This is a genomic window from Variovorax sp. YR752 (assembly GCF_943372545.1).
This window is the reverse complement of sequence record NZ_CALRZC010000076.1, coordinates 16,229-34,219: the sequence shown is the minus strand read 5'-3', so window position 1 is coordinate 34,219 and position 17,991 is coordinate 16,229. Positions and strand designations below refer to the sequence as shown.

Genomic DNA, 17,991 nt, shown 5'->3' with positions numbered 1-17,991 from the left:
GCTGGCCAAGGGCGCGGCGCTGGGCACCGTGCTGGCTTTCATGATGAGCGTGATCGCGCTCTCGCTGCCCGAGATGATCATCCTGCGCAAGGTGCTCAAGCTGCGGCTCATCCTCACCTTCGCCGGTGTCGTTGCCACGGGCATCCTGGCGGTCGGCTTCATTTTCAACGCACTGCTCTGAGTTCCATGACTGTCCTGAACCTTCTGCGGCCTGCGCGCGCGCTGTCCCTCGCCCTTTGCCTGCTGCCGGGCTTCGCCCAGGCGGTGACGGTCGACTTCAAGCCGGTGGCCGATGGCGTGTATGCCCATGTGGGCGACACCGGCGCCCGCACCGCCGAGAACGAAGGGCTGAACGCCAACATCGGCCTGGTGGTGACGCCGACCGGCGCGGTGCTCATCGACAGCGGCGCCACCTTCCAGAGTGCGCGCCAGATCGCCGAGGCCGCGCGCAAGGTCACGAACCAGCCCATCAAGTGGGTGATCAACACCGGTGGACAGGACCACCGCTGGCTGGGCAACGGCTACTTCAAGGCGCAAGGGGCCGAGCTCATCGCCCATGCTGCGGGCGAAGCCGACATGAAGAACCGCGGCAACGACCACCTGCAGGCGCTGAAGGCCGTGCTCGGTGCCAAGGCCGACGGCACGGTGCCCACCCTGCCTTCGCACTGGCTCAAGGCGCCCGACGAGCGGCTGGAACTCGGCGGCGTGGTCTTCGAGTTCAAGCACCGCGGCGGCGCCCACACGCCAGGCGACACGATGGTGTGGCTGCCGCAGAAGTACGTGCTCTTCACTGGCGATGTGGTCTACGTCGACCGCATGCTGGGCGTGATTCCGGTCAGCAACACCAAGAACTGGCTGGCCACGTTCGCGGTCATCGAACAGCTCAAGCCCGCCGTGCTGGTGCCCGGCCACGGCCGGCTGACGACGCTGGCCACCGCGCAGGCCGACACCCAGGCCTACCTGCTGGCCTTGCGCGCCCACATGAAGAAGGCCGTAGACGACGGCGTGGACGTGAGCGCGTCAGTGAAATCCTTCGACGCCGCCCCCTTCATGCGCTTGCTGAACGCGGCCGAGCTGATGCCCGGCAACGCCAGCCGCACCTATCTGGAACTGGAACGAGAGTGAGGAACACCCCCATGGACATCAAGGTACTGGGCACCGGTTGTGCCAACTGCAAGAACACCATCGCACTGATCGAACAGGTTGCCAAGGACAAGGGCGTGGCGGTGACGCTGGCCAAGGTCGAGGAACTGCGCGAGATCATGGGCTACGGCGTGATGAGCACCCCGGGCGTGGTGATCGACGGCAAGGTGGTGCACGCCGGTGGCGTGCCCAGCCGCGGCAAGGTCGAACAGTGGCTGGCCGCCTGAACGAGCCTCCGGAGCACACACCATGAATGCACGTGTCGATCTGCCTGCGGCCCGCGAGGTCTGCCCCACCGCCACCCGCCGCCTGCTCGCCGAAGGGGCGCTGCTGGTCGATGTACGCGAACGCGCCGAGGTGGCCCGCATGGCCTTCGATGTGCCGGCGCTGGTGCAGATGCCGCTGTCCGAATTCGAACGGCGCTTCGATGAACTGCCGCGCGACCGGCCGCTGGTGCTGGCCTGCGAGTCGGGCCCGCGCAGCCTGAAGGCGACCTACTTCCTGATGTACCAGGGCTTCACGGACGTCTCCAACATGGACGGCGGCCTGGCGAAGTGGGCTCGAAAGGGATCCCCGGTCGCCGGCACCGCGGCGCCTGCCGTGGCTGCAGCGGCTGCGTGCTGCGGTTCGACGGCCGCAGCTTCGGGCTGCTGCGACAGCACGCCAGAGACTTCGACCTCTGCCGGGTGCTGCGAAACAGCGTCGGCGTCCGGCGGTTGCTGCTGCCCGGCATCGCCCAAGAACCCCCCAGGCGGTCCCTGCTGCTGACACCACTGACGCCGTGGGCGCGGCCGGGGTCTGGTGGATCGCCCAAGGCCTGGGAATCGTGGTCTGATGGGCCGACGGGTCCCAAAGAGATTTGATGAGAGCGTCCATGCCTGAGTCCAGAAATCCGAAGATGAAATTCGACGTTGTGTCCGTGCGCCTGAGCGCGCACGCCAGCGAATCGCGCTGCAAGGACGCCGTGATCACGCTGGACACCGACATGGCGGGCAACCGCGAGGCCTTCAACCCGGCCGAACTGCTGCTGGCCGCCCTGTCGGCCTGCATGATCAAGGGCATCGAGCGCGTCACGCCGATCCTGAAGTTCTCCTTGCGCGGCGTGGAAGTCCATGTGCACGGCGTTCGCCAGGACGTGCCGCCACGCATGGAGTCCATCAGCTACGAGATCGTCGTCGACACCGACGAGCCCGACCGGCGGCTGGACCTGCTGCACGACAACGTGCGCAAGTACGGCACCGTGTTCAACACAGTGGCGCCAGGCACCGAGATCTCCGGCGTGCTGCGCCGCAAGGTCTTGACGTGAGTGCCGATCACGACCACGGCCACAGCCACGCGCCGGCCAACTTCGACCGCGCCTTTGGCATCGGCATCGCGCTGAACATCGGTTTCGTCGCCATCGAGGCCTTCTACGGCTGGAAGATCGATTCCCTGGCGCTGCTGGCCGACGCCGGCCACAACCTCAGCGATGTCATCGGTCTGGTGCTGGCCTGGGGCGGCGCGCTGGCCGGCCGCCTGCGCCCCGACGCCCGCCACACCTACGGCTGGAAGCGCGCCAGCATCCTCGCGGCGTTCATCAACGCCCTGCTGCTGCTCGTGGCCATGGGCTCGCTGGCCTGGGAAGCGGTACAGCGCCTGCAGACGCCGCAGGCCGTCGAGGGCGTCACCATCATGGTGGTGGCCGGCATCGGCATCCTGGTCAACACCGCCACCGCGCTGCTGTTCATGCGCGGGCGAAAGGCCGATCTCAACATCCGCGGCGCCTTCCTGCACATGGCTGCCGATGCGCTGGTATCCGCGGGGGTGGTAGTGGCCGGCGGCCTGGCGCTGTGGTTCGGCTGGACCTGGCTGGACCCGGTGGTCAGCCTGCTGATCGCCGCCGTCATCGTGGTGGGCACCTGGAACCTGTTCAAGCAGTCGCTGCACCTGCTGTTCGACGGTGTGCCGGAAGGCGTGGACCTGCATGCGGTGCAGGCACTGCTGGAATCGCTGCCCGGCGTTCAGCGGGTGCACGACTTGCACGTGTGGGCGATGGGCACGTCCGAGATCGCGATGACGGCGCATCTTGTGATGCCGCAGGGCCAGGCCGACGATGCCTTCCTGAAGCACGCCACCGACGAAATGCACGAGCACTTCGGCATCGAGCACGTCACGATCCAGGTGGTGCGGGTACCGTTCACCCCGCCCTGTGCCACGCTGGAACCGGTCGGCACGTCGGCCACGGCGACGGCCTTCACCGTGCACCCGCACGCCCGCTGACAGGCACCACGAGCGTGGATCGAGGCGACCCCATGCAACCAGAGGGCGTGCATCGCGCCGTTCCTCGAAGAGCCAGAGCAGTTGGAGCACGGCGCTGGGCTGCTGATGGTCTCGGCCACGCCGTAGTGCACCTTGGGAAGCCTGGTGTGTGAGCTGCTGGCGCTGTCGAGTTCCCGGCCGGCGCGGCTGACCTTCTCGCTGCGCACGCTGGCTGCACGCGGTGGCGTGACGGGCCGATCACACGATGGGTGGGGTGTGGCCTTCTACGAGGGACACGATGTCGCCCTGTTCCGCGAACCCCGCCCTGCCGCCGACAGCGCCTTGGTGAACTTCCTCGAAACCCAGGGACCGTCGACCGGGCTGGCGATCTCGCACATCCGCCACGCCACCCGCGGCGAGGTGTCCTTGGCCAACACCCAGCCCTTCGTCCGTCCGCTGGGCGGCCGCTCCCACGTCTTCGCTCACAACGGCGACCTCCCCGGCATCGAGAGCGCGGTCCTGCTCGATCGCGCAGCCTGTCGGCCGGTCGGCCAGACCGACTCCGAGCTGGCCTTCTGTGTGCTGCTGGCGCGCCTGAGCGCGCTGTGGCTGGACGGTGGTCCGCCGCCCTTGGAGAGCCGGCTTTCGGTGCTGTCCACGTTCGCCGCCGAGCTGCGCGCGCTCGGCCCGGCCAACTTCTTCTATGCCGACGGCGACGCGCTGTTCGCCCATGGCGACAGGCGCCTTCAGCACAACGGCCGCGCCGAGCCACCGGGGCTCTGGATCCGGCAGCGACACTGTCCGCCCGACGCCGCATCGGCCGACCAGGGTGCGGGAGTGGTGGTACACACCGACGGCACCTCGGTCGTCTGGGTGGCCAGCGTGCCGCTGACGGACGACCCGTGGCAACCACTGGCCTGCGGCGAACTGGTGGCGATCCGGGACGGCCGGATCCTCACGGGGGATTCGGCGACCTCCGCGCCCGCCGCAACGGCCCGGGTCGACGTGCGCACGGCCACGGACGAGGAAGAAGCGCAGTACCTGCGCGGCGAGGAGCCGAAGAACACCTTCTGCCCCACCGGCCGGGGCGGACCTGGCCCAGGTCCCTGCTGACCAGGTGCCCGGGCCGTGATTGATGGCGATCAACGAGCGCATCGGTCTGCAGGTATCTGATGACCGATGCGCCGCTTGTTCCCACAGGAGAAGACACCATGACCAGCCGACACATCGTTCTCTGCCATCCAGTCCGCACCGCGATCGGCACCTATGGCGGCAGCCTCAAGGACGTGACTGCCTCCGACTTGGGAGCCGCGGCGATCCGCGAGACGCTGAAGCGTTCGGGCCTTGCAGCCGACAAGATCGAGACACTGGTGATGGGCAACGTCATCCAGGCCAGCGGCAAGATGAACCCGGCCCGACAGGCCGGCATCGCCGCGGGGCTGCCGGTCGAGGTGCCGGCGCTGTCGGTGAACCGCGTGTGCGGCTCCGGAGCCCAGGGCGTCGTCAGCGCGGCCCTCGAGATCTGGTCCGGCATGATCGACTGCGGCATCGCCGGCGGTATGGAGAACATGGACCGTGCGCCCTACCTGCTGCCCCAGGGCCGCTGGGGAGCCCGCATGGGCGACGTGACGATGCTCGACAGCATGCTCTACGACGGGCTGAACGACGCCTTCAGCGGCAAGCATTCGGGCTGGCACACGGAGGATCTCGTGCTGAAGAACGGCATCAGCCGCGAGGACCAGGACCGCTGGGCGCTGCGTTCGCAGCAGCGCTTCGCCGCGGCCCAGGCCGCGGGCAAGTTCGACGCGGAGATCGTTGCCGTCGAAGTGCCCGGACGCAAGGGTCCGACGCAGTTTGCGAAGGACGAGCACAACCGGCCGGAAACCACCGCCGAGTCGCTGGCCAAGCTCAAGCCCGCCTTCCGCAAGGAGGGAACCATCACCGCCGGCAATGCGCCCGGCCTGAACTCGGCCGGTGCGGCGATGGTCGTCACCCACGCCGCGTGGGCCGAGAAGCAGGGTCTCGTGCCGATGGCGCGGCTGGTGAGCTACGGCGTCGGTGCGGTCGAGCCCGGCTTCTTCGGCCTGGGGCCGGTTCCGGCGGTGCGCCAGGCGCTGGCGCGCGCCGGCTGGTCGGTGGGGGATGTGGACAGGGTCGAGATCAACGAGGCCTTCGCGGCCATCGCGCTCGCCTGCCTGCGCGAGATCGGCTTCGCCGAGGACATCGTCAACGTCGATGGCGGTGCGATCGCCCACGGCCATCCGATCGGTGCGAGCGGTGCCGTGCTGGCCACCAAGCTGCTGCATGCCATCCAGCGCGGCGAGGCACGGCGCGGCATCGTCACGCTGTGCATCGGCGGTGGCCAGGGCATCGCGCTGGCCATCGAACGGCTCTGAGCGAGCCGACGGGGTCGGGTCAGCTGCAGCGCGATGGCAGCGCCGCGCCGAGTTCGCTGACGAATTCGGCGGGCACGGGCCGCAGGCGCGCAGCGCTCTTGCGCTTGCCCGCGGTGCCGATGTTCACGCAGCAGACAGCGAACTCTTCGGGGCCGAGACCGCACAGCGCGTGCATGCGCTTCGACTTCATCGCCTGCCCGCTCGTCAGGCCAGCGCCGAAGCCCATCGCATGCGCGCCCAGCAGCAGGTTCTGCACGGCAGCGCCCATGGAGATCATGCGCTCCAGCCGGGGGATGTCGGGCTCACGCGGGCCCAGGCAAGCCACCGCCACCATCAGCAGCGGCGCCCTGTAGGCCTTCTCGCGCGCCGACTCGATCTGCTCCAGCGTGGCGCCCGGGTCCCGGTCGATCAGCGCCAGGGCGAAGACCTCGGCCAGCGCGCGGCGCTGGCTCGCTGGCACGACGATGAAGCGCCACGGCATCAGCAGGCCGTGGTCAGGGGCGGCCGCCGCGAGCGACATCAATGCCTCGAACTGCTGCGGCGACGGCCCGGGCTCGACCAGCCGCTTGGGTGACACGTTCTGGCGCGACTCGATGAGGGCGCGTGCGAAGCCGAAGCCTTCAGCATCGGACGTCGCGGTGGGATCACTGGCGATGCCGCCCTGCGGCGTCTGGCTGTCGCACGCGTCATCGCGGACCCGGTTTGCAGTCAGGACCTGCATGGCGTGGGTGTCCTCTGGAAAACGGGGGTGCCCGCAGGCACCCCCCGCAACACGGCGCAGGGCGCCGCACGGAGACAAGTCTGAGCCTGTCAGGCGAAACGCCGTTCCTTGAAGCTGATGCTCTGCTTCCAGTCGTCGACGCTGCCCACCCGCTTGATGCTGCCCCAGGTGCCCTTGTAGTAGGGCACCACGTTGCGGTCGACCCAGGACGTGACCACGTCGCCGTGCACGCCCTTGATGTAGCCGAACAGCATGAAGGTGTGGCCCGGCTTGGCCGACTTCATCGGATAAGCCATCGCGTAGGTGCTGCCGTAGTCGTTCCAGACCTCGACCACGTCACCGGCGCTGACGCCCAGCTGGCGGGCGTCCTCCGCATTCATCTCCAGGTAGGCCATCGGGTAGCGGTCGCGCACGAAGCTGTTGTACTGGTCGTGGTACGCCGTCTGCCAGACCTCGTTGGCACGTCCCGCGTTGAGCCAGTACTTGTGTTTGGCCTTCTGATCCGCCACCGGCTTCGGCAACCCGTTCCAGGGCGCTGGCTTGAACTCCGCCTTGCCGTCCTTGGTGTCGAACTTGTAGTCGGCATAGATCATCGGCGTGCCGATCAGCTTGCCATCCTTGACCTCCTTGATCGGCAGCTGCACGCCGTTGTTGCCCGCCTTGCGCAGCAGCTCGTAGGTCGCGAGGTAGCCCGTGTCGCCGCCCTGGCTGTCGATCGGTCCGACACCCGGACGGCCGGCACGCCGGAAGCCGTCGTTGAAGGCGTCCTCCTCGGTCTTCCACTCGAAGCCCTCGAAGCGCTTGGCCATGTCGGCCTTGCCGTCCTTCAGGTACATCGCCTTCAGCGTGTTGGCGATGTCGGCTGCGATCAGGCAGTCGGGCTTGGCGGAGCCCGGCGGGTCCATGAACTTCTCCGACAGGCGCAGGCGGCGCTCGCCGTTCATCGACGTCAGGTTCATCTCGCCCGGGTGGGTTGCCGGCAGCATGAGATGGGCTTCCTCCGCGATCACCGTCGGGTAGAGGTTCATCGCGGCGACGAACAGGCCGCCCTTGTTCTTGCAGGCGTCGTAGATGACGTCGATGAGTTGCTCGGTGGTCGCTCCCCTGGCCTTGGCGATCGCCTCGTTGACGATGTTGGCCCGCTTGTGCAACACCAGTCGGTGCTGCTCCGCGTTCAGCGTGGTCTGGAACGGATTCGTGCCCCAGAGCGTGTACATCAGGCCCTTGCCGTTGATGACCTCCTGATCGATGTAGATCTTCTTGTCACCCGGGTACGGCGGACGCGTGTAGCCCTCCTGGTGGCCACCCATGCGGCACACGCCCGTGCCGCGCCGCCCGACGTTGTGGGTCGCCAGGCACAGGCTCACCAGGGAACTCTGGATCACGTAGTTGTCGTTGCCCCAGATGATGCCCTTCTCGTACGGGTGGAAGGTGCGCGGGCGATGGCCGCTGACCTTGGGCTTGTAGGCCCACTCGGCAGCCTGGCGGATCTTCGCGACGGGGATACCGGTCGCCTTCGAGCCATCCTCCAGCGACATGCGATTGGTCTTCATCGCCTCGTCGAAGTTCTTCGTGTACTTGGCGATGAAGTCCTTGTCGTGCCACCCCTGGTCGATGACGTAGGTCAGCAGCGTGTTGAAGAGCGCCGTGTCGCTGCCGGGCTCGATGTCCAGATGCAGCACGTTGTCCTTGCCGGCGATCTGCTCGCAGATCACGACCGTGGCCGAGCGGCGCGGATCGACGATGACGATCTTTGCCGCCGCTGCGGTCTCGCCCGGGAACCACTTCTTCTTCTTGTCGACGCTGCCACCGTTGAGGTTCTGGACCCAGTGGTTCAGGAAGTAGTTGGTCTGCGTCTCATACGGGTTGCAGCCCGTGGCGACGATGCAGTCCGCGACCTCGGCATCCTCGTAGCTGTTGTTCAGCTCGCCCACGCCCATGTCGCGCGTTGCGTGGCACTCGGAGTTGTAGGCAGGACGGTTGTGGATGCGCACCATGGGTGTCTGGATGGCACTGAACATCAGCTTGCCGGTGCCCCAGGTGTTCTCGAAACCGCCGCCCGCGCCGCCATGGTCGAAGCAGTCGAACAGCACGCCGCTCGGGCCGTCGTTGTCGAGGATCTTCTTGGTCAGGCCCGCATACAGCGCCAGGGCCTGGTCCCAGCCGGTGTCCAGCCACTGGTCGCCCACGAGGATGCGCGGGTTCTTCAGCCGCTCGCGGCCGATGCCGTCGTGCGCGTACATGTACGAGGCCATCTTGCCGCCGCGGGTCGACGACAGCCCGCTGTTCACGACGCACTCCTTGTCGGGCACGATCATGATGCTCCAGCGCTTGCCGGCCTTGTCGGTGATCGTGTTGGTCATCGCCCGCGTCATCGTCACGCCGTAGGCGGGGACCTGCTTGGTGAAGTCCACACCCAGGGCGTTCTGGCTTGCCGGACGACCGCCTTCGCGGTTGGCGTCCCACTTGTAGACGTGGTATCCGCATCCGACGATGCAGAAGTGGCAGGTCATGTTGGTCTTCTGCGCATCCTTCGGAGGCAGGGCAATGCGGTCCTTGATGTTGCTGCTCATGGCGCGGCCCCTTACAGGATGTTGGCCTGGCGGCCGTAGATGAGACCGTCGACACCGACGGCGGTCACCGAGTCGGTCTTCGCGTCGTACTCGAGGGCGATGCGCGGCAGGTCCTCGGTGGCCTGGCCGCACACCATCTGGCCGCTGTTCTCGGGATCGAAGATCGAGAAGTGGCAAGGGCACTTGAAGGTCTTGGTGCCACCGTCGTAGTTGACCGGGCAGCCCATGTGCGTGCACATGGTGCTGTAGGCGACGATGTCCTTGTTCGGGCCGACGCCGCCGGGGACCGCAGTCCCCATGCGGATGGCGGCGCAGGGTGAACTCGCATCGGGGTAGGCGAAGTTCACCGCCTGATTGACCGGCATCGCTCCGGCCTTGCCGACCGCGCGCTTCGGATAGTTCAGCGTGGTGCCGGTCGCGGTGCCCGCGGGCGTGGCCGCCTGGGCGCCCGACGGCAGCAGTGCAGCGCCCGCCGTGCCGACAGCCGCGGCGGCACCGCCGCTGGATTTGAGGAATATGCGGCGGCTGAGCTTGAGCTCTTCCATGTCTTGTCTCCGGTTTGTGGTTGGTATGGGCGCAACGAACCCCAGAGACATCGCAAGCCATGGGCCACGCGTTGGCATCAATCAAATCAACGACTTAGGTCAGACCAGATGGGGAACGGTCCGGATGGCGTAACGCAGCAAGCACGGCTACGTTACGGAATCGAAACCGGGAGCGCAGCTTGAACCGACGACGATGGGTAGCCGGCACCGCCGCGCTGATTGCTGCGCCGCGCGTGGCGATGGCGCAGGAGCAGCGCCTGCGCATCGGACTGACGGCCGTGATCCTGGCGGATCAGGCGGCGTTCCTGGCGCGATGGGCGGACTACCTTTCGCAGCGCCTGGGCGTGAAGGTGACGTTCGCCTCGCGCGATCAGTACCAGACCGTCCACGACCTGCTGAACAACGGACAGGTGGATGCCGCCTGGACCTGCGGCTATCCGTACGTTCGGTTCCAGTCGCAGCTTCAGTTGCTGGCCGTGCCGCTGTACCTGGGCCAGCCGGTCTACCAGTCCTATCTGATCCGGCCGCTCGGCGCTCAGGCGCCTTCAGCCGTGCGCGGCTGGGGTGACATGGCGGGCAAGGTGTTCGCCTATTCCGACCCGTTGTCGAACTCCGGCTGGCTCGTCGCTCAGGGCGAACTGGCTGCCGCGGGGCTCAGCCACCGCGACCTCAAGCGCGGCTTCTTCGCCCACGGCCACCGCAACGTCGCCGATGCCGTGGCCTCGCGTCTGGCCGATGCCGGTTCGATCGACGGCTACGTGTGGGAGACGATGCGGCTGCAGGGCATGGCCGGCGCGATGCAGACCGAGGTGATCTGGAAGTCGCGGCTGCATGCCTTTCCACCGCTGGTCGCCTCCGCCAGCACGGCTCCATCCCGGCTGGAGGCGCTGCAGCAAGGCCTGCTCGGCATGTCGAACGACGATGCCGGCCGTGCGCTTCTGAAGTCCCTGAACCTGGATGGCTTCATCGCCGGCCAGCCCGCCATGTTCGATTCGATCCGCCAGTTGGCCCGCAGCGTCCCTGGCGCGGGCGTGCCGGCCTGAGGGGCGCAACGGATGCTGTCCCGACTGCCCTACAGGGTGCAGATCCCGCTCGGTCTGTCTCTCGCAGTGGTGGTCGCCGCCCTGCTCGTCACGGCGGTGGCCGCGCAGATCTTCGCCCGCACGGCCCGCGCCGACACCTTGGCCACGGTGGACCGCGCGGCCCAGCTGCTCAGCGCGCAGTCCCTGCCTTTGCTGGCGGCCGACGATACCTGGCGCGTGTTCGCCCTGCTGCGCAACACGGTGGCACTCATCCCCGGGGCGACGACCGGGCAGGCTCGCGTCGCCGTGCTCGACAGCGAGGGCCGGGTGTTCGCCAGTTCGGCACCCCAGCTGATGCCCACGGCCCGGCCCTGGTTGGGCCAGACGATCGATGGCCACGCCCTGCCCGGCGCCAGCGAGGCCCGGCAGCGGCAGCGCATCGAACGCGCGGAGGGTGGCATCGCCTTGCTGGAGCCGATCCGCAGCGAGGACGGCCAGGTCCTGGGCTTCACCTACATCGAGGTCGATGCGCCGGTGTTCGCAGCCAACTGGGCGGCACTCACCGAACCGGCATTGATCGGCGTCGGCCTGGCGGCCTTTCTGCTGCTGCCGGCTGGCTGGTGGATCGGCCAGCGCATGACGGCGCCGGTGCTGAAGGTGGCCCAGGTCATCGAGCGCATCGGCAGGGTCGAACCGTCGGAACTGCGACGCCAGTTGCCACGCACGCAGGACCCGGAGCTGGGCCGCATCGGCGAGGCGGTCGAGCGGCTGATCTCCGAACTGCAGGTGCGTCAGCAGGCCGAACGCCGTGCCTTGTCGGCAGAACGCATGGCTGCCGTCGGCCGCATCACCGCGGCGGTCGCGCACGAGATCAACAACCCGCTGGGCGGCCTGCTCACGGCGACGCAGACCCTGCGCGTGCATGGCGCCTCCGAGGAGACACGCCGGCGAGCGCTGGACCTGCTGCAGCGCGGCCTGCACCAGATCCAGACCACCGTGGCGGCGCTGCTGCCCCAGGCGCGCGTCGAGGATCGGCCGCTGGAGATCGAAGACTTCACCGACGTGGTGACGCTGGTGCAACCCGACCTGGCCCGGTGCCAGGTGGCCCTGACCACGGCCACCGAGGTCGACTCGGCCCTCCGGGCGCCTTCTGCAGCCCTGCGCCAGGTGATGCTGAACATGCTGCTCAACGGGATCTCGGCCGCGGGCGCTGGCGGAGCGGTGCATGCGCACCTGCACGCGGACGCCGACCGGTTTTCCTTCAGCGTGGCCCATGCCGGCAAGGCGCTGTCGCACGTCGCCCTGGAGGCCATCGTGACCGCGGAGAGCGGCGACGACCCTCGCGGCGTCGGCCTCTGGGTCTGCCGCGAGATCGCCACCCAGTACGGCGGCGGCTTCGACGTCGACCACCAACACCAACAAGGCACCCGACTGGTGTTCTGGATCCCCAACCGCGAGTCCCATGAAGACGCTCCTGCTGATTGAAGACGACCCGATCATGGGCGAGTCGCTGGTCCAGCGCTTCGAGCTGGAAGGCTTCGAAGTGCGCTGGTGTCGGCGACTGTCCGAAGCCAGCGACGCATTGAAGGGCAAGCTCGGCGCCGGCTTCAGCGCCGTGATCAGCGACGTGCGCTTGACGGATGGCCTGGCCACTCAATGGTTCATCGGCCTGGCGGACGCCCAGCGCGCCCTGCCCTGGTTCTTCCTCACCGGCTACGGCAGCGTGAACGATGCGGTGGCCACCGTTCGGGCCGGCGCGCGCGAGTACCTGACCAAGCCCTTCGACATCGAGCGGCTCGTGACGCTGGTTCACGAGGCCAGTTCACCGGCCACGCCAGCGGCCGATGAAGCGGTCCTTGGTATCTCTCCGGCCATGCGGCACGCGGAAGCCCTTGTGCGCAAGGTCGCACGGCAACGTGTGTCGGTCCTGCTCACGGGCGAGTCCGGCGTGGGCAAGGAGGTGGCCGCCCAGCTCATCCACCAGTGGGGCGACAACGCACGCAAGGGGGAGTTCATCGCCGTGAACTGCGTAGCAGTGCCCGAGACGATGATGGAGGCCGAGTTCTTCGGCTACGAGAAGAACGCCTTCACCGGGGCCGCCCGCATGCACCGCGGCTACCTGGAGCGCGCCGATGGCGGCACCCTGTTCCTGGACGAGGTGGGTGAACTGCCGGCCAGCATGCAGGCCAAGCTGCTGCGGGCCTTGCAGGAGCGCAGCTTCTTCCGGCTGGGGTCCGAGAAGGTCACGCGCAGCAACTTCCGCATCATCGCGGCCACCAACCGTGACCTGCATGCCGACATGAGTGCCGGCACGTTCCGGGAAGACCTGTTCTATCGCCTCGCCGTGATCCGCATCAGCCTGCCACCGTTGCGAGAACGGCCGGAAGACATCCGCTGGCTCACCGAGCGCATGCTGCAGCAACTGGCAGCGGAGCAAGGCCGGCCGGTGGCGATGTCGGAAGCGTTTCTGCGCGACGTCATGGCGCGCACCTGGAAGGGCAATGCGCGCGAACTGCGCTCGCACCTGGAGGAAGCCATCGTGATGAGCGAAGCCGGGATCCTGGACCTGCCTGGGCCCTCGGCGCCGACTGGACCACAGCCACCCACAGACGGCCCCTTCGTGCCGTTGCACGCCATGGTCGAGGACGCCGAGCGCCGGCACATCCGAAGCGCGCTGGAACGCACCGGAGGCAGCGTGATGAAGACGTCCGAGCTGCTGGGCATCAGCCGCAAGACGCTGTGGGAAAAGATGAAGAAGCTCGACATGGGACCGGCGGACAAGTCCGGTGCCGGGCCGACGTGATGCCTGGCAACCGCGGGCCCGAGCGCGCGACCCTGGCGACCGCGCTTAGATCGACCGCTGGTTGACGCGCTTGGAAAGCTCGGCGGCGCTTTCCCTCCGCTCGCTGTACCGGTCCACGAGGTAAGGCAACACATCCCGCGTGAGCAGGGTGAACTTCATCAACTCTTCCATCACGTCGACCACGCGCTCGTAGTAGGCCGAGGGCTTCATGCGGCCGGCCTCGTCGAACTCCATGAAGGCCTTGGCCACGGACGACTGGTTGGGGATCGTGATCATGCGCATCCAGCGGCCCAGCACGCGCATCTGGTTCACCGCATTGAATGACTGCGAACCACCCGAGACCTCCATCACCGCCAGCGTCTTGCCCTGCGTCGGGCGCACGGCGCCGACGTTCAGCGGGATCCAGTCGATCTGCGCCTTCATGATCCCGGTCATCGCCCCATGGCGCTCGGGCGACGTCCAGACCATGCCTTCGGCCCAGGCCGCGGCCTCGCGCAGCTCCTGCACCTTGGGGTGGGTGTCTGGTGCGCCATCGGGCAGCGGCAGCCCAGAGGGGTCGTAGATGCGCACCTCGCCGCCCATCGAGCGCAGCAGGCGTGCCGCTTCCAGCGTGAGCAGCTTGCTGTAGGAACGCTCGCGCAGCGAGCCGTACAGCATTAGGAAGCGCGGCGGATGGGTCGAGGACCCAGCCCCGGCGAAGCGCGCACCGCTGGGGCGGTCGAACAGCGCCGGGTCGACGTTGGGAAGGCTGTCTTCAGCGGACGACACGGCGACCCTCCGCATCGATGACGGCTTCGCCGTCTTCCTTGCTGAACGCGCCGCGCTGCGGATTCGGCAGCAGGTCGAGCACCGTCTCCGAGGGCCGGCACAGCCGGGTGCCCAAGGGCGAGATCACGATCGGCCGGTTCATCAGGATCGAATGCTGAACGATGAAGTCAATCAGCTGGTCGTCGGTCCAGTGCAGATCGTCGAGCTTCAAGGCCTCGTAGGGCGTTCCCTTGCGACGCAACAGGTCGCGCACGCCGATGCCCATGGCCGCGAGCAGCTCGATCAGCTTGGCGCGGGGCGGCGGTGTCTTGAGGTACTCGACGACGACCGGTTCGACGCCGCTGTTTCGGATCAGGGCGAGCACGTTGCGGGACGTCCCGCACGCGGGATTGTGGAAGATGGTGATGTCGCTCATGTCGTCGAGTGTGCCCGGGCTGCCCGGGCTGCTCTGTCAGCCGCGCTCGTACCAGCCCTTGCTCCGGTTGACGACCCGCACGACCAGCAGCATCACCGGCACCTCGATCAGCACGCCGACCACGGTAGCCAGTGCCGCCCCGGATTCGAATCCGAACAGGCTGATCGCGGCGGCCACCGCCAGCTCGAAGAAGTTGCTCGCGCCGATCAGTGCCGACGGGCAGGCGACGCTGTGCGACTCGCCGAGCCGGCGATTCAGCCAGTAGGCCAGGCCCGAGTTGAACAGCACCTGGATCAGGATCGGAACCGCGAGCATCGCGATGACCAGCGGCTGCTTCAGGATCGCCTCGCCCTGAAAGCCGAACAGCAGCACCAGCGTGGCCAGCAGCGCCGAGATGGACCACGGCCCGATCTTCGCGAGGGTGGCATCGAACGCTGCCTGGCCGCGCGCCAGCAGCGCACTGCGCCAGAGCTGCGCGATCACCACAGGGATGACGATGTACAGCACCACGGACGTGATGAGCGTGTCCCACGGCACGGTGATCGACGACAGCCCGAGCAGCAATGCGACGATGGGCGCAAAGGCGAACACCATGATGGTGTCGTTCAGCGCCACCTGGCTCAGCGTGAAGAGCGGGTGGCCGTTGGTGAGCCGGCTCCACACGAACACCATCGCGGTACAGGGTGCAGCTGCAAGCAGGATCAGCCCGGCGATGTAGCTGTCGGCTTGCCCCGCCGGCAGGTAGGGCGCAAAGACGTGGCGGATGAAGATCCAGCCCAGCAGCGCCATCGAGAACGGCTTGACGGCCCAGTTGACGAACAGCGTCACGCCGATGCCGCGCCAGTGCTGCTTCACCTGGCTCAAGGCGCCGAAGTCGACCTTCAGCAGCATCGGGATGATCATCACCCAGATCAGCAGGCCCACCGGCAGGTTGACCTTGGCGATCTCCATCCTGCCGATGGCCTGGACCGGGCCCGGCAGCCACTGGCCCAGGGCAATGCCGACGACGATGCACAGGAAGACCCAGACGGTCAGGTAGCGCTCGAAGACGCTCATCGGTGTCGGCGCGGCGGCCGGCGCAGCCAGGCTGGCAGTCGACATGATCAACGGGTCCCGATGTCCTTGATCTCGCGCTGGATGGACAACTTGTCCAGGGACGCGAGCGGCAGCGACAGCATCAGTTCGATGCGGCGCTTGAGGATCACCGCGGTGTCCCAGAAGACCTTGGCCTTCTCCTCGTCGGTGCCCTGAAACGCGGCCGGATCGGCCACGCCCCAATGGGCCGTCATCGGCTGACCCGGCCACACCGGGCAGACCTCGCCAGCGGCCTTGTCGCAGACGGTGAAGACGAAATCGAGCTCGGGCGCGCCGGGTCGTGCGAACTCGTCCCAGTCCTTGCTGCGGTAGCCGTCCGTGGGGATGCGCAGGCTGGCCAGGGTCTTCAGCGCAAAGGGATTGACCTCACCACCCGGCTGGCTGCCGGCCGACCAGGCCTTGAAGTTGCCCCGGCCCATGCTGTTCATCAGGCCTTCGGCCATGATCGAACGAGCCGAGTTGTGGGTACAGACGAACAACACGTTGTAGACCTTGGCAGGGGTGTCTTGGCTCATGTCGGCTCCGAGGATGGTTTCGTTGTTGAGAGGTGTCGGTGGATCAGCAGGTCGTGCACCCGGGAGGTGATGCGACCTCACAGGTGGTGCCGTCCGTGGCCTGGCAGCAGTGCGCGGTGAGGTAGACCAGCAGCGCGTTCATCTGCTCCAGCGAAGGTCGGTAGATCAGGTTCCGGCCGTCGCGCTCCTGCGACACCATGCCGGCGTGCATCAGTTCCTTGAGGTGGAACGACAGCGTCGAGCCGGGCACATCGAGCGTCGCTGCGAGCGCTCCGGGCGTGAGGCCCTGCGGCCCGGCGCCGACAAGCGTGCGGAAGATGCGGAGGCGCATGCCCTGGGCCAGCGCAGCGAGTGATGTGACGGCGCTGCGCTCATCCATCAGACGTTTGCGGGTGCGTGTTGCTGCCATGAAAGTCCTCCGTTGCTCGGAAGGTGGTCAGGATCGGGGGGCGGCACCAACACCGGCACCAACACCGGAATCAGCCGGACACAGTGGCTGGGGCGCTTCGACGTTCGCCCCTGCAGGCAAGGCTTGGGCGTCTGTGCGGCGAACCTTGACTGGCAGCGCCAGCGTGACCAGCCAGCAGGCGACAAGCATCGCGGCGGAGCCGATCAGCGAGTACAGCAGGCCGCCCCACTGGTACAGCAGACCCGACAGCAGCGTGCCGAAGAAGCGGCCCAGTGCGTTGGCGGCGTAGTAGAAGCCCACGTCCTCGGCGGCCTTCTCCGAGCCGGCATAAGCCAGCACCAGGTACGAGTGCACCGACGAGTTGACCGCGAAGGCGAAGCCGAACAGGCCGAGCCCGGCGACGACCACCCATTCGAGGTTCGGCACCTTCATCGCCACGAGCACGGCCAGGCCGATGGGCACGACGGCCAGCAGCGCAGACCACAGGCGCGCTGCGGGCACCTCGGCGCTCAGGCCATCGTCGCTGCGCCGCACGATCGCCGGTGCGGCCGCCTGCACCACGCCGTAGCCGATGGTCCACAGCGCGACGAAGCCGCTGACCATCGTGAAGGTCCAGCCCGAGGCATACAGAAAGACCGGCACGCCGACCACGAACCACACGTCGCGGGCGCCGAACAAGGCCACGCGCGCGGCAGCCAGCAGGTTGATGCCGCGATTCTTGGCGAACAGTTCCTTGGCCGACTTCGAGGCCTTGCTCTTGCCCATCAGCGGCGGCACGAAACTGACGACGCCGACGAAGACGATCGCCAGTCCGGCCGCCATGATCCACAACGCGGCCTGGAAGCCGACCGCCTGCAGCAGCACGCCGCCGAGGAAGAAGCCCACGCCCTTCATCGCGTTCTTGCTGCCGGTGAAGAAGGCGACCCATTTGAACAACTGGCCCGAGGCATCGCCTGCCGTTGCCTTGATGGCCGACTTGCTGGCGGTTTTGGTCAGGTCCTTGGCCACGCCGCAGATGCCCTGCGCAGCGACGACCCAGGCGACCGACAAGGCCACCGACCAGGTTGGCGACAGCGCCGACATCAGCAGGAAGCCGGTGATCTCGGTGAACAGGCCAACGGTGAGCATGCGCTTGATGCCGTAGCGCGTGGCCAGCCAGCCGCCGATCAGGTTGGCCACCACGCCCATCGCCTCGTACAGCAGGAACAGGAAGGCCAGCGTGAACGGCGAGTAACCCAGCCGGTAGAAATGCAGCAGCACCAGCATGCGCAGCGCGCCGTCGCTGAGCGTGAAGCCCCAGTAGGCCGCCGTGACGATGGCGTAGTTGCGGGTGCCGGTGTTCATGTGG

20 protein-coding genes are annotated in these 17,991 nt (G+C 67.5%); 11 read left to right on the top strand and 9 right to left on the bottom strand.

The window, feature by feature from the left end:
• The 8 genes from AAG801_RS18970 to AAG801_RS18935 all read left to right on the top strand — a co-directional run.
• Positions 1 to 181 (top strand): permease (locus AAG801_RS18970; RefSeq protein WP_341889745.1); only part of this gene is annotated, 181 nt, incomplete at its 5' end.
• 5 nt (positions 182 to 186) lie between these two features.
• The gene (locus AAG801_RS18965) at positions 187 to 1,125 is read left to right on the top strand and encodes an MBL fold metallo-hydrolase (RefSeq protein WP_341889744.1); all 939 of its coding nucleotides are present in this window, start codon (positions 187 to 189) and stop codon (positions 1,123 to 1,125) included.
• Between the two features lie 11 nt (positions 1,126 to 1,136).
• A complete protein-coding gene (locus tag AAG801_RS18960; RefSeq protein WP_137735310.1) occupies positions 1,137 to 1,370 on the top strand; it encodes a thioredoxin family protein in 234 nt (77 codons plus the stop codon).
• Between the two features lie 22 nt (positions 1,371 to 1,392).
• Positions 1,393 to 1,911, top strand: a complete 519-nt coding sequence (locus tag AAG801_RS18955; protein WP_341889743.1) for a rhodanese-like domain-containing protein — start codon at positions 1,393 to 1,395, stop codon at positions 1,909 to 1,911.
• Positions 1,912 to 2,041: 130 nt separating this feature from the next.
• Complete coding sequence (locus tag AAG801_RS18950) at positions 2,042 to 2,449, top strand: OsmC family protein (RefSeq protein ID WP_341889742.1); 408 nt, start codon at positions 2,042 to 2,044, stop codon at positions 2,447 to 2,449.
• Positions 2,446 to 3,402, top strand: a complete 957-nt coding sequence (locus AAG801_RS18945; protein WP_341889741.1) for a cation diffusion facilitator family transporter — start codon at positions 2,446 to 2,448, stop codon at positions 3,400 to 3,402. Before AAG801_RS18950 ends, AAG801_RS18945 begins: the two co-directional genes overlap by 4 nt.
• Before the next feature lie 144 nt (positions 3,403 to 3,546).
• Complete coding sequence (locus tag AAG801_RS18940) at positions 3,547 to 4,494, top strand: class II glutamine amidotransferase (protein WP_341889740.1); 948 nt, start codon at positions 3,547 to 3,549, stop codon at positions 4,492 to 4,494.
• A 98-nt stretch (positions 4,495 to 4,592) separates the two neighbouring features.
• Complete coding sequence (locus AAG801_RS18935; protein WP_341889739.1) at positions 4,593 to 5,777, top strand: acetyl-CoA C-acyltransferase; 1,185 nt, start codon at positions 4,593 to 4,595, stop codon at positions 5,775 to 5,777.
• Positions 5,778 to 5,796: 19 nt separating this feature from the next.
• On the opposite strand, the gene AAG801_RS18930 is transcribed toward AAG801_RS18935, so the two are convergent.
• From AAG801_RS18930 to AAG801_RS18920, 3 genes are all read right to left on the bottom strand, one after another.
• The gene (locus tag AAG801_RS18930; RefSeq protein WP_341889738.1) at positions 5,797 to 6,498 is read right to left on the bottom strand and encodes a nitroreductase; all 702 of its coding nucleotides are present in this window, start codon (positions 6,496 to 6,498) and stop codon (positions 5,797 to 5,799) included.
• 89 nt (positions 6,499 to 6,587) lie between these two features.
• Positions 6,588 to 9,071, bottom strand: coding sequence for an arsenate reductase (azurin) large subunit (locus AAG801_RS18925; RefSeq protein WP_341889737.1), 2,484 nt, complete (start codon positions 9,069 to 9,071; stop codon positions 6,588 to 6,590).
• 11 nt (positions 9,072 to 9,082) lie between these two features.
• Entirely contained in the window at positions 9,083 to 9,616 is a 534-nt protein-coding gene (locus AAG801_RS18920; protein WP_341889736.1) for an arsenate reductase (azurin) small subunit, read from the bottom strand.
• A gap of 179 nt (positions 9,617 to 9,795) precedes the next feature.
• Here AAG801_RS18920 and AAG801_RS18915 point away from each other — a divergent pair, with 179 nt between their 5' ends.
• From AAG801_RS18915 to AAG801_RS18905, 3 genes are read left to right on the top strand one after another with little or no spacing between them, the layout of a single operon-like run.
• Positions 9,796 to 10,659 (top strand): PhnD/SsuA/transferrin family substrate-binding protein, encoded by an 864-nt coding sequence (locus AAG801_RS18915; protein WP_341889735.1) that lies wholly within the window; start codon positions 9,796 to 9,798, stop codon positions 10,657 to 10,659.
• Between the two features lie 12 nt (positions 10,660 to 10,671).
• Positions 10,672 to 12,123 (top strand): HAMP domain-containing sensor histidine kinase, encoded by a 1,452-nt coding sequence (locus AAG801_RS18910; RefSeq protein WP_341889734.1) that lies wholly within the window; start codon positions 10,672 to 10,674, stop codon positions 12,121 to 12,123.
• Complete coding sequence (locus AAG801_RS18905) at positions 12,101 to 13,441, top strand: sigma-54 dependent transcriptional regulator (protein ID WP_341889733.1); 1,341 nt, start codon at positions 12,101 to 12,103, stop codon at positions 13,439 to 13,441. Before AAG801_RS18910 ends, AAG801_RS18905 begins: the two co-directional genes overlap by 23 nt.
• A gap of 45 nt (positions 13,442 to 13,486) precedes the next feature.
• On the opposite strand, the gene arsH is transcribed toward AAG801_RS18905, so the two are convergent.
• From arsH to arsJ, 6 genes are read right to left on the bottom strand one after another with little or no spacing between them, the layout of a single operon-like run.
• A complete protein-coding gene (gene arsH, locus AAG801_RS18900; RefSeq protein ID WP_341889732.1) occupies positions 13,487 to 14,224 on the bottom strand; it encodes an arsenical resistance protein ArsH in 738 nt (245 codons plus the stop codon).
• Positions 14,196 to 14,624: an arsenate reductase (glutaredoxin) gene (gene arsC, locus AAG801_RS18895; RefSeq protein ID WP_341889731.1), complete on the bottom strand. Its 429-nt coding sequence runs from the start codon at positions 14,622 to 14,624 to the stop codon at positions 14,196 to 14,198. The genes arsH and arsC overlap by 29 nt, the downstream gene beginning before the upstream one ends.
• A gap of 36 nt (positions 14,625 to 14,660) precedes the next feature.
• Entirely contained in the window at positions 14,661 to 15,725 is a 1,065-nt protein-coding gene (gene arsB / locus AAG801_RS18890; protein ID WP_341889730.1) for an ACR3 family arsenite efflux transporter, read from the bottom strand.
• Positions 15,726 to 15,727: 2 nt separating this feature from the next.
• Positions 15,728 to 16,234, bottom strand: coding sequence for an arsenate reductase ArsC (locus AAG801_RS18885; RefSeq protein WP_341889729.1), 507 nt, complete (start codon positions 16,232 to 16,234; stop codon positions 15,728 to 15,730).
• Between the two features lie 43 nt (positions 16,235 to 16,277).
• Positions 16,278 to 16,613 (bottom strand): metalloregulator ArsR/SmtB family transcription factor, encoded by a 336-nt coding sequence (locus AAG801_RS18880; RefSeq protein WP_341889746.1) that lies wholly within the window; start codon positions 16,611 to 16,613, stop codon positions 16,278 to 16,280.
• 57 nt (positions 16,614 to 16,670) lie between these two features.
• Positions 16,671 to 17,987, bottom strand: coding sequence for an organoarsenical effux MFS transporter ArsJ (gene arsJ, locus AAG801_RS18875; RefSeq protein WP_341889728.1), 1,317 nt, complete (start codon positions 17,985 to 17,987; stop codon positions 16,671 to 16,673).
• Positions 17,988 to 17,991: the final 4 nt, after the last annotated feature.

What these genes read in the sequence shown, in the direction of transcription:
- arsH (WP_341889732.1), bottom strand. Translation starts at nt 14,224, where the DNA reads ATGCGGAGGGTCGCCGTGTCGTCCGCTGAAGACAGCCTTCCCAACGTC.
- AAG801_RS18935 (WP_341889739.1), top strand. Translation starts at nt 4,593, where the DNA reads ATGACCAGCCGACACATCGTTCTCTGCCATCCAGTCCGCACCGCGATC.
- AAG801_RS18920 (WP_341889736.1), bottom strand. Translation starts at nt 9,616, where the DNA reads ATGGAAGAGCTCAAGCTCAGCCGCCGCATATTCCTCAAATCCAGCGGC.
- AAG801_RS18955 (WP_341889743.1), top strand. Translation starts at nt 1,393, where the DNA reads ATGAATGCACGTGTCGATCTGCCTGCGGCCCGCGAGGTCTGCCCCACC.
- AAG801_RS18905 (WP_341889733.1), top strand. Translation starts at nt 12,101, where the DNA reads ATGAAGACGCTCCTGCTGATTGAAGACGACCCGATCATGGGCGAGTCG.
- AAG801_RS18885 (WP_341889729.1), bottom strand. Translation starts at nt 16,234, where the DNA reads ATGAGCCAAGACACCCCTGCCAAGGTCTACAACGTGTTGTTCGTCTGT.
- AAG801_RS18910 (WP_341889734.1), top strand. Translation starts at nt 10,672, where the DNA reads ATGCTGTCCCGACTGCCCTACAGGGTGCAGATCCCGCTCGGTCTGTCT.
- arsJ (WP_341889728.1), bottom strand. Translation starts at nt 17,987, where the DNA reads ATGAACACCGGCACCCGCAACTACGCCATCGTCACGGCGGCCTACTGG.
- AAG801_RS18960 (WP_137735310.1), top strand. Translation starts at nt 1,137, where the DNA reads ATGGACATCAAGGTACTGGGCACCGGTTGTGCCAACTGCAAGAACACC.
- arsC (WP_341889731.1), bottom strand. Translation starts at nt 14,624, where the DNA reads ATGAGCGACATCACCATCTTCCACAATCCCGCGTGCGGGACGTCCCGC.
- AAG801_RS18950 (WP_341889742.1), top strand. Translation starts at nt 2,042, where the DNA reads ATGAAATTCGACGTTGTGTCCGTGCGCCTGAGCGCGCACGCCAGCGAA.
- arsB (WP_341889730.1), bottom strand. Translation starts at nt 15,725, where the DNA reads ATGTCGACTGCCAGCCTGGCTGCGCCGGCCGCCGCGCCGACACCGATG.
- AAG801_RS18965 (WP_341889744.1), top strand. Translation starts at nt 187, where the DNA reads ATGACTGTCCTGAACCTTCTGCGGCCTGCGCGCGCGCTGTCCCTCGCC.
- AAG801_RS18930 (WP_341889738.1), bottom strand. Translation starts at nt 6,498, where the DNA reads ATGCAGGTCCTGACTGCAAACCGGGTCCGCGATGACGCGTGCGACAGC.
- AAG801_RS18925 (WP_341889737.1), bottom strand. Translation starts at nt 9,071, where the DNA reads ATGAGCAGCAACATCAAGGACCGCATTGCCCTGCCTCCGAAGGATGCG.
- AAG801_RS18880 (WP_341889746.1), bottom strand. Translation starts at nt 16,613, where the DNA reads ATGGATGAGCGCAGCGCCGTCACATCACTCGCTGCGCTGGCCCAGGGC.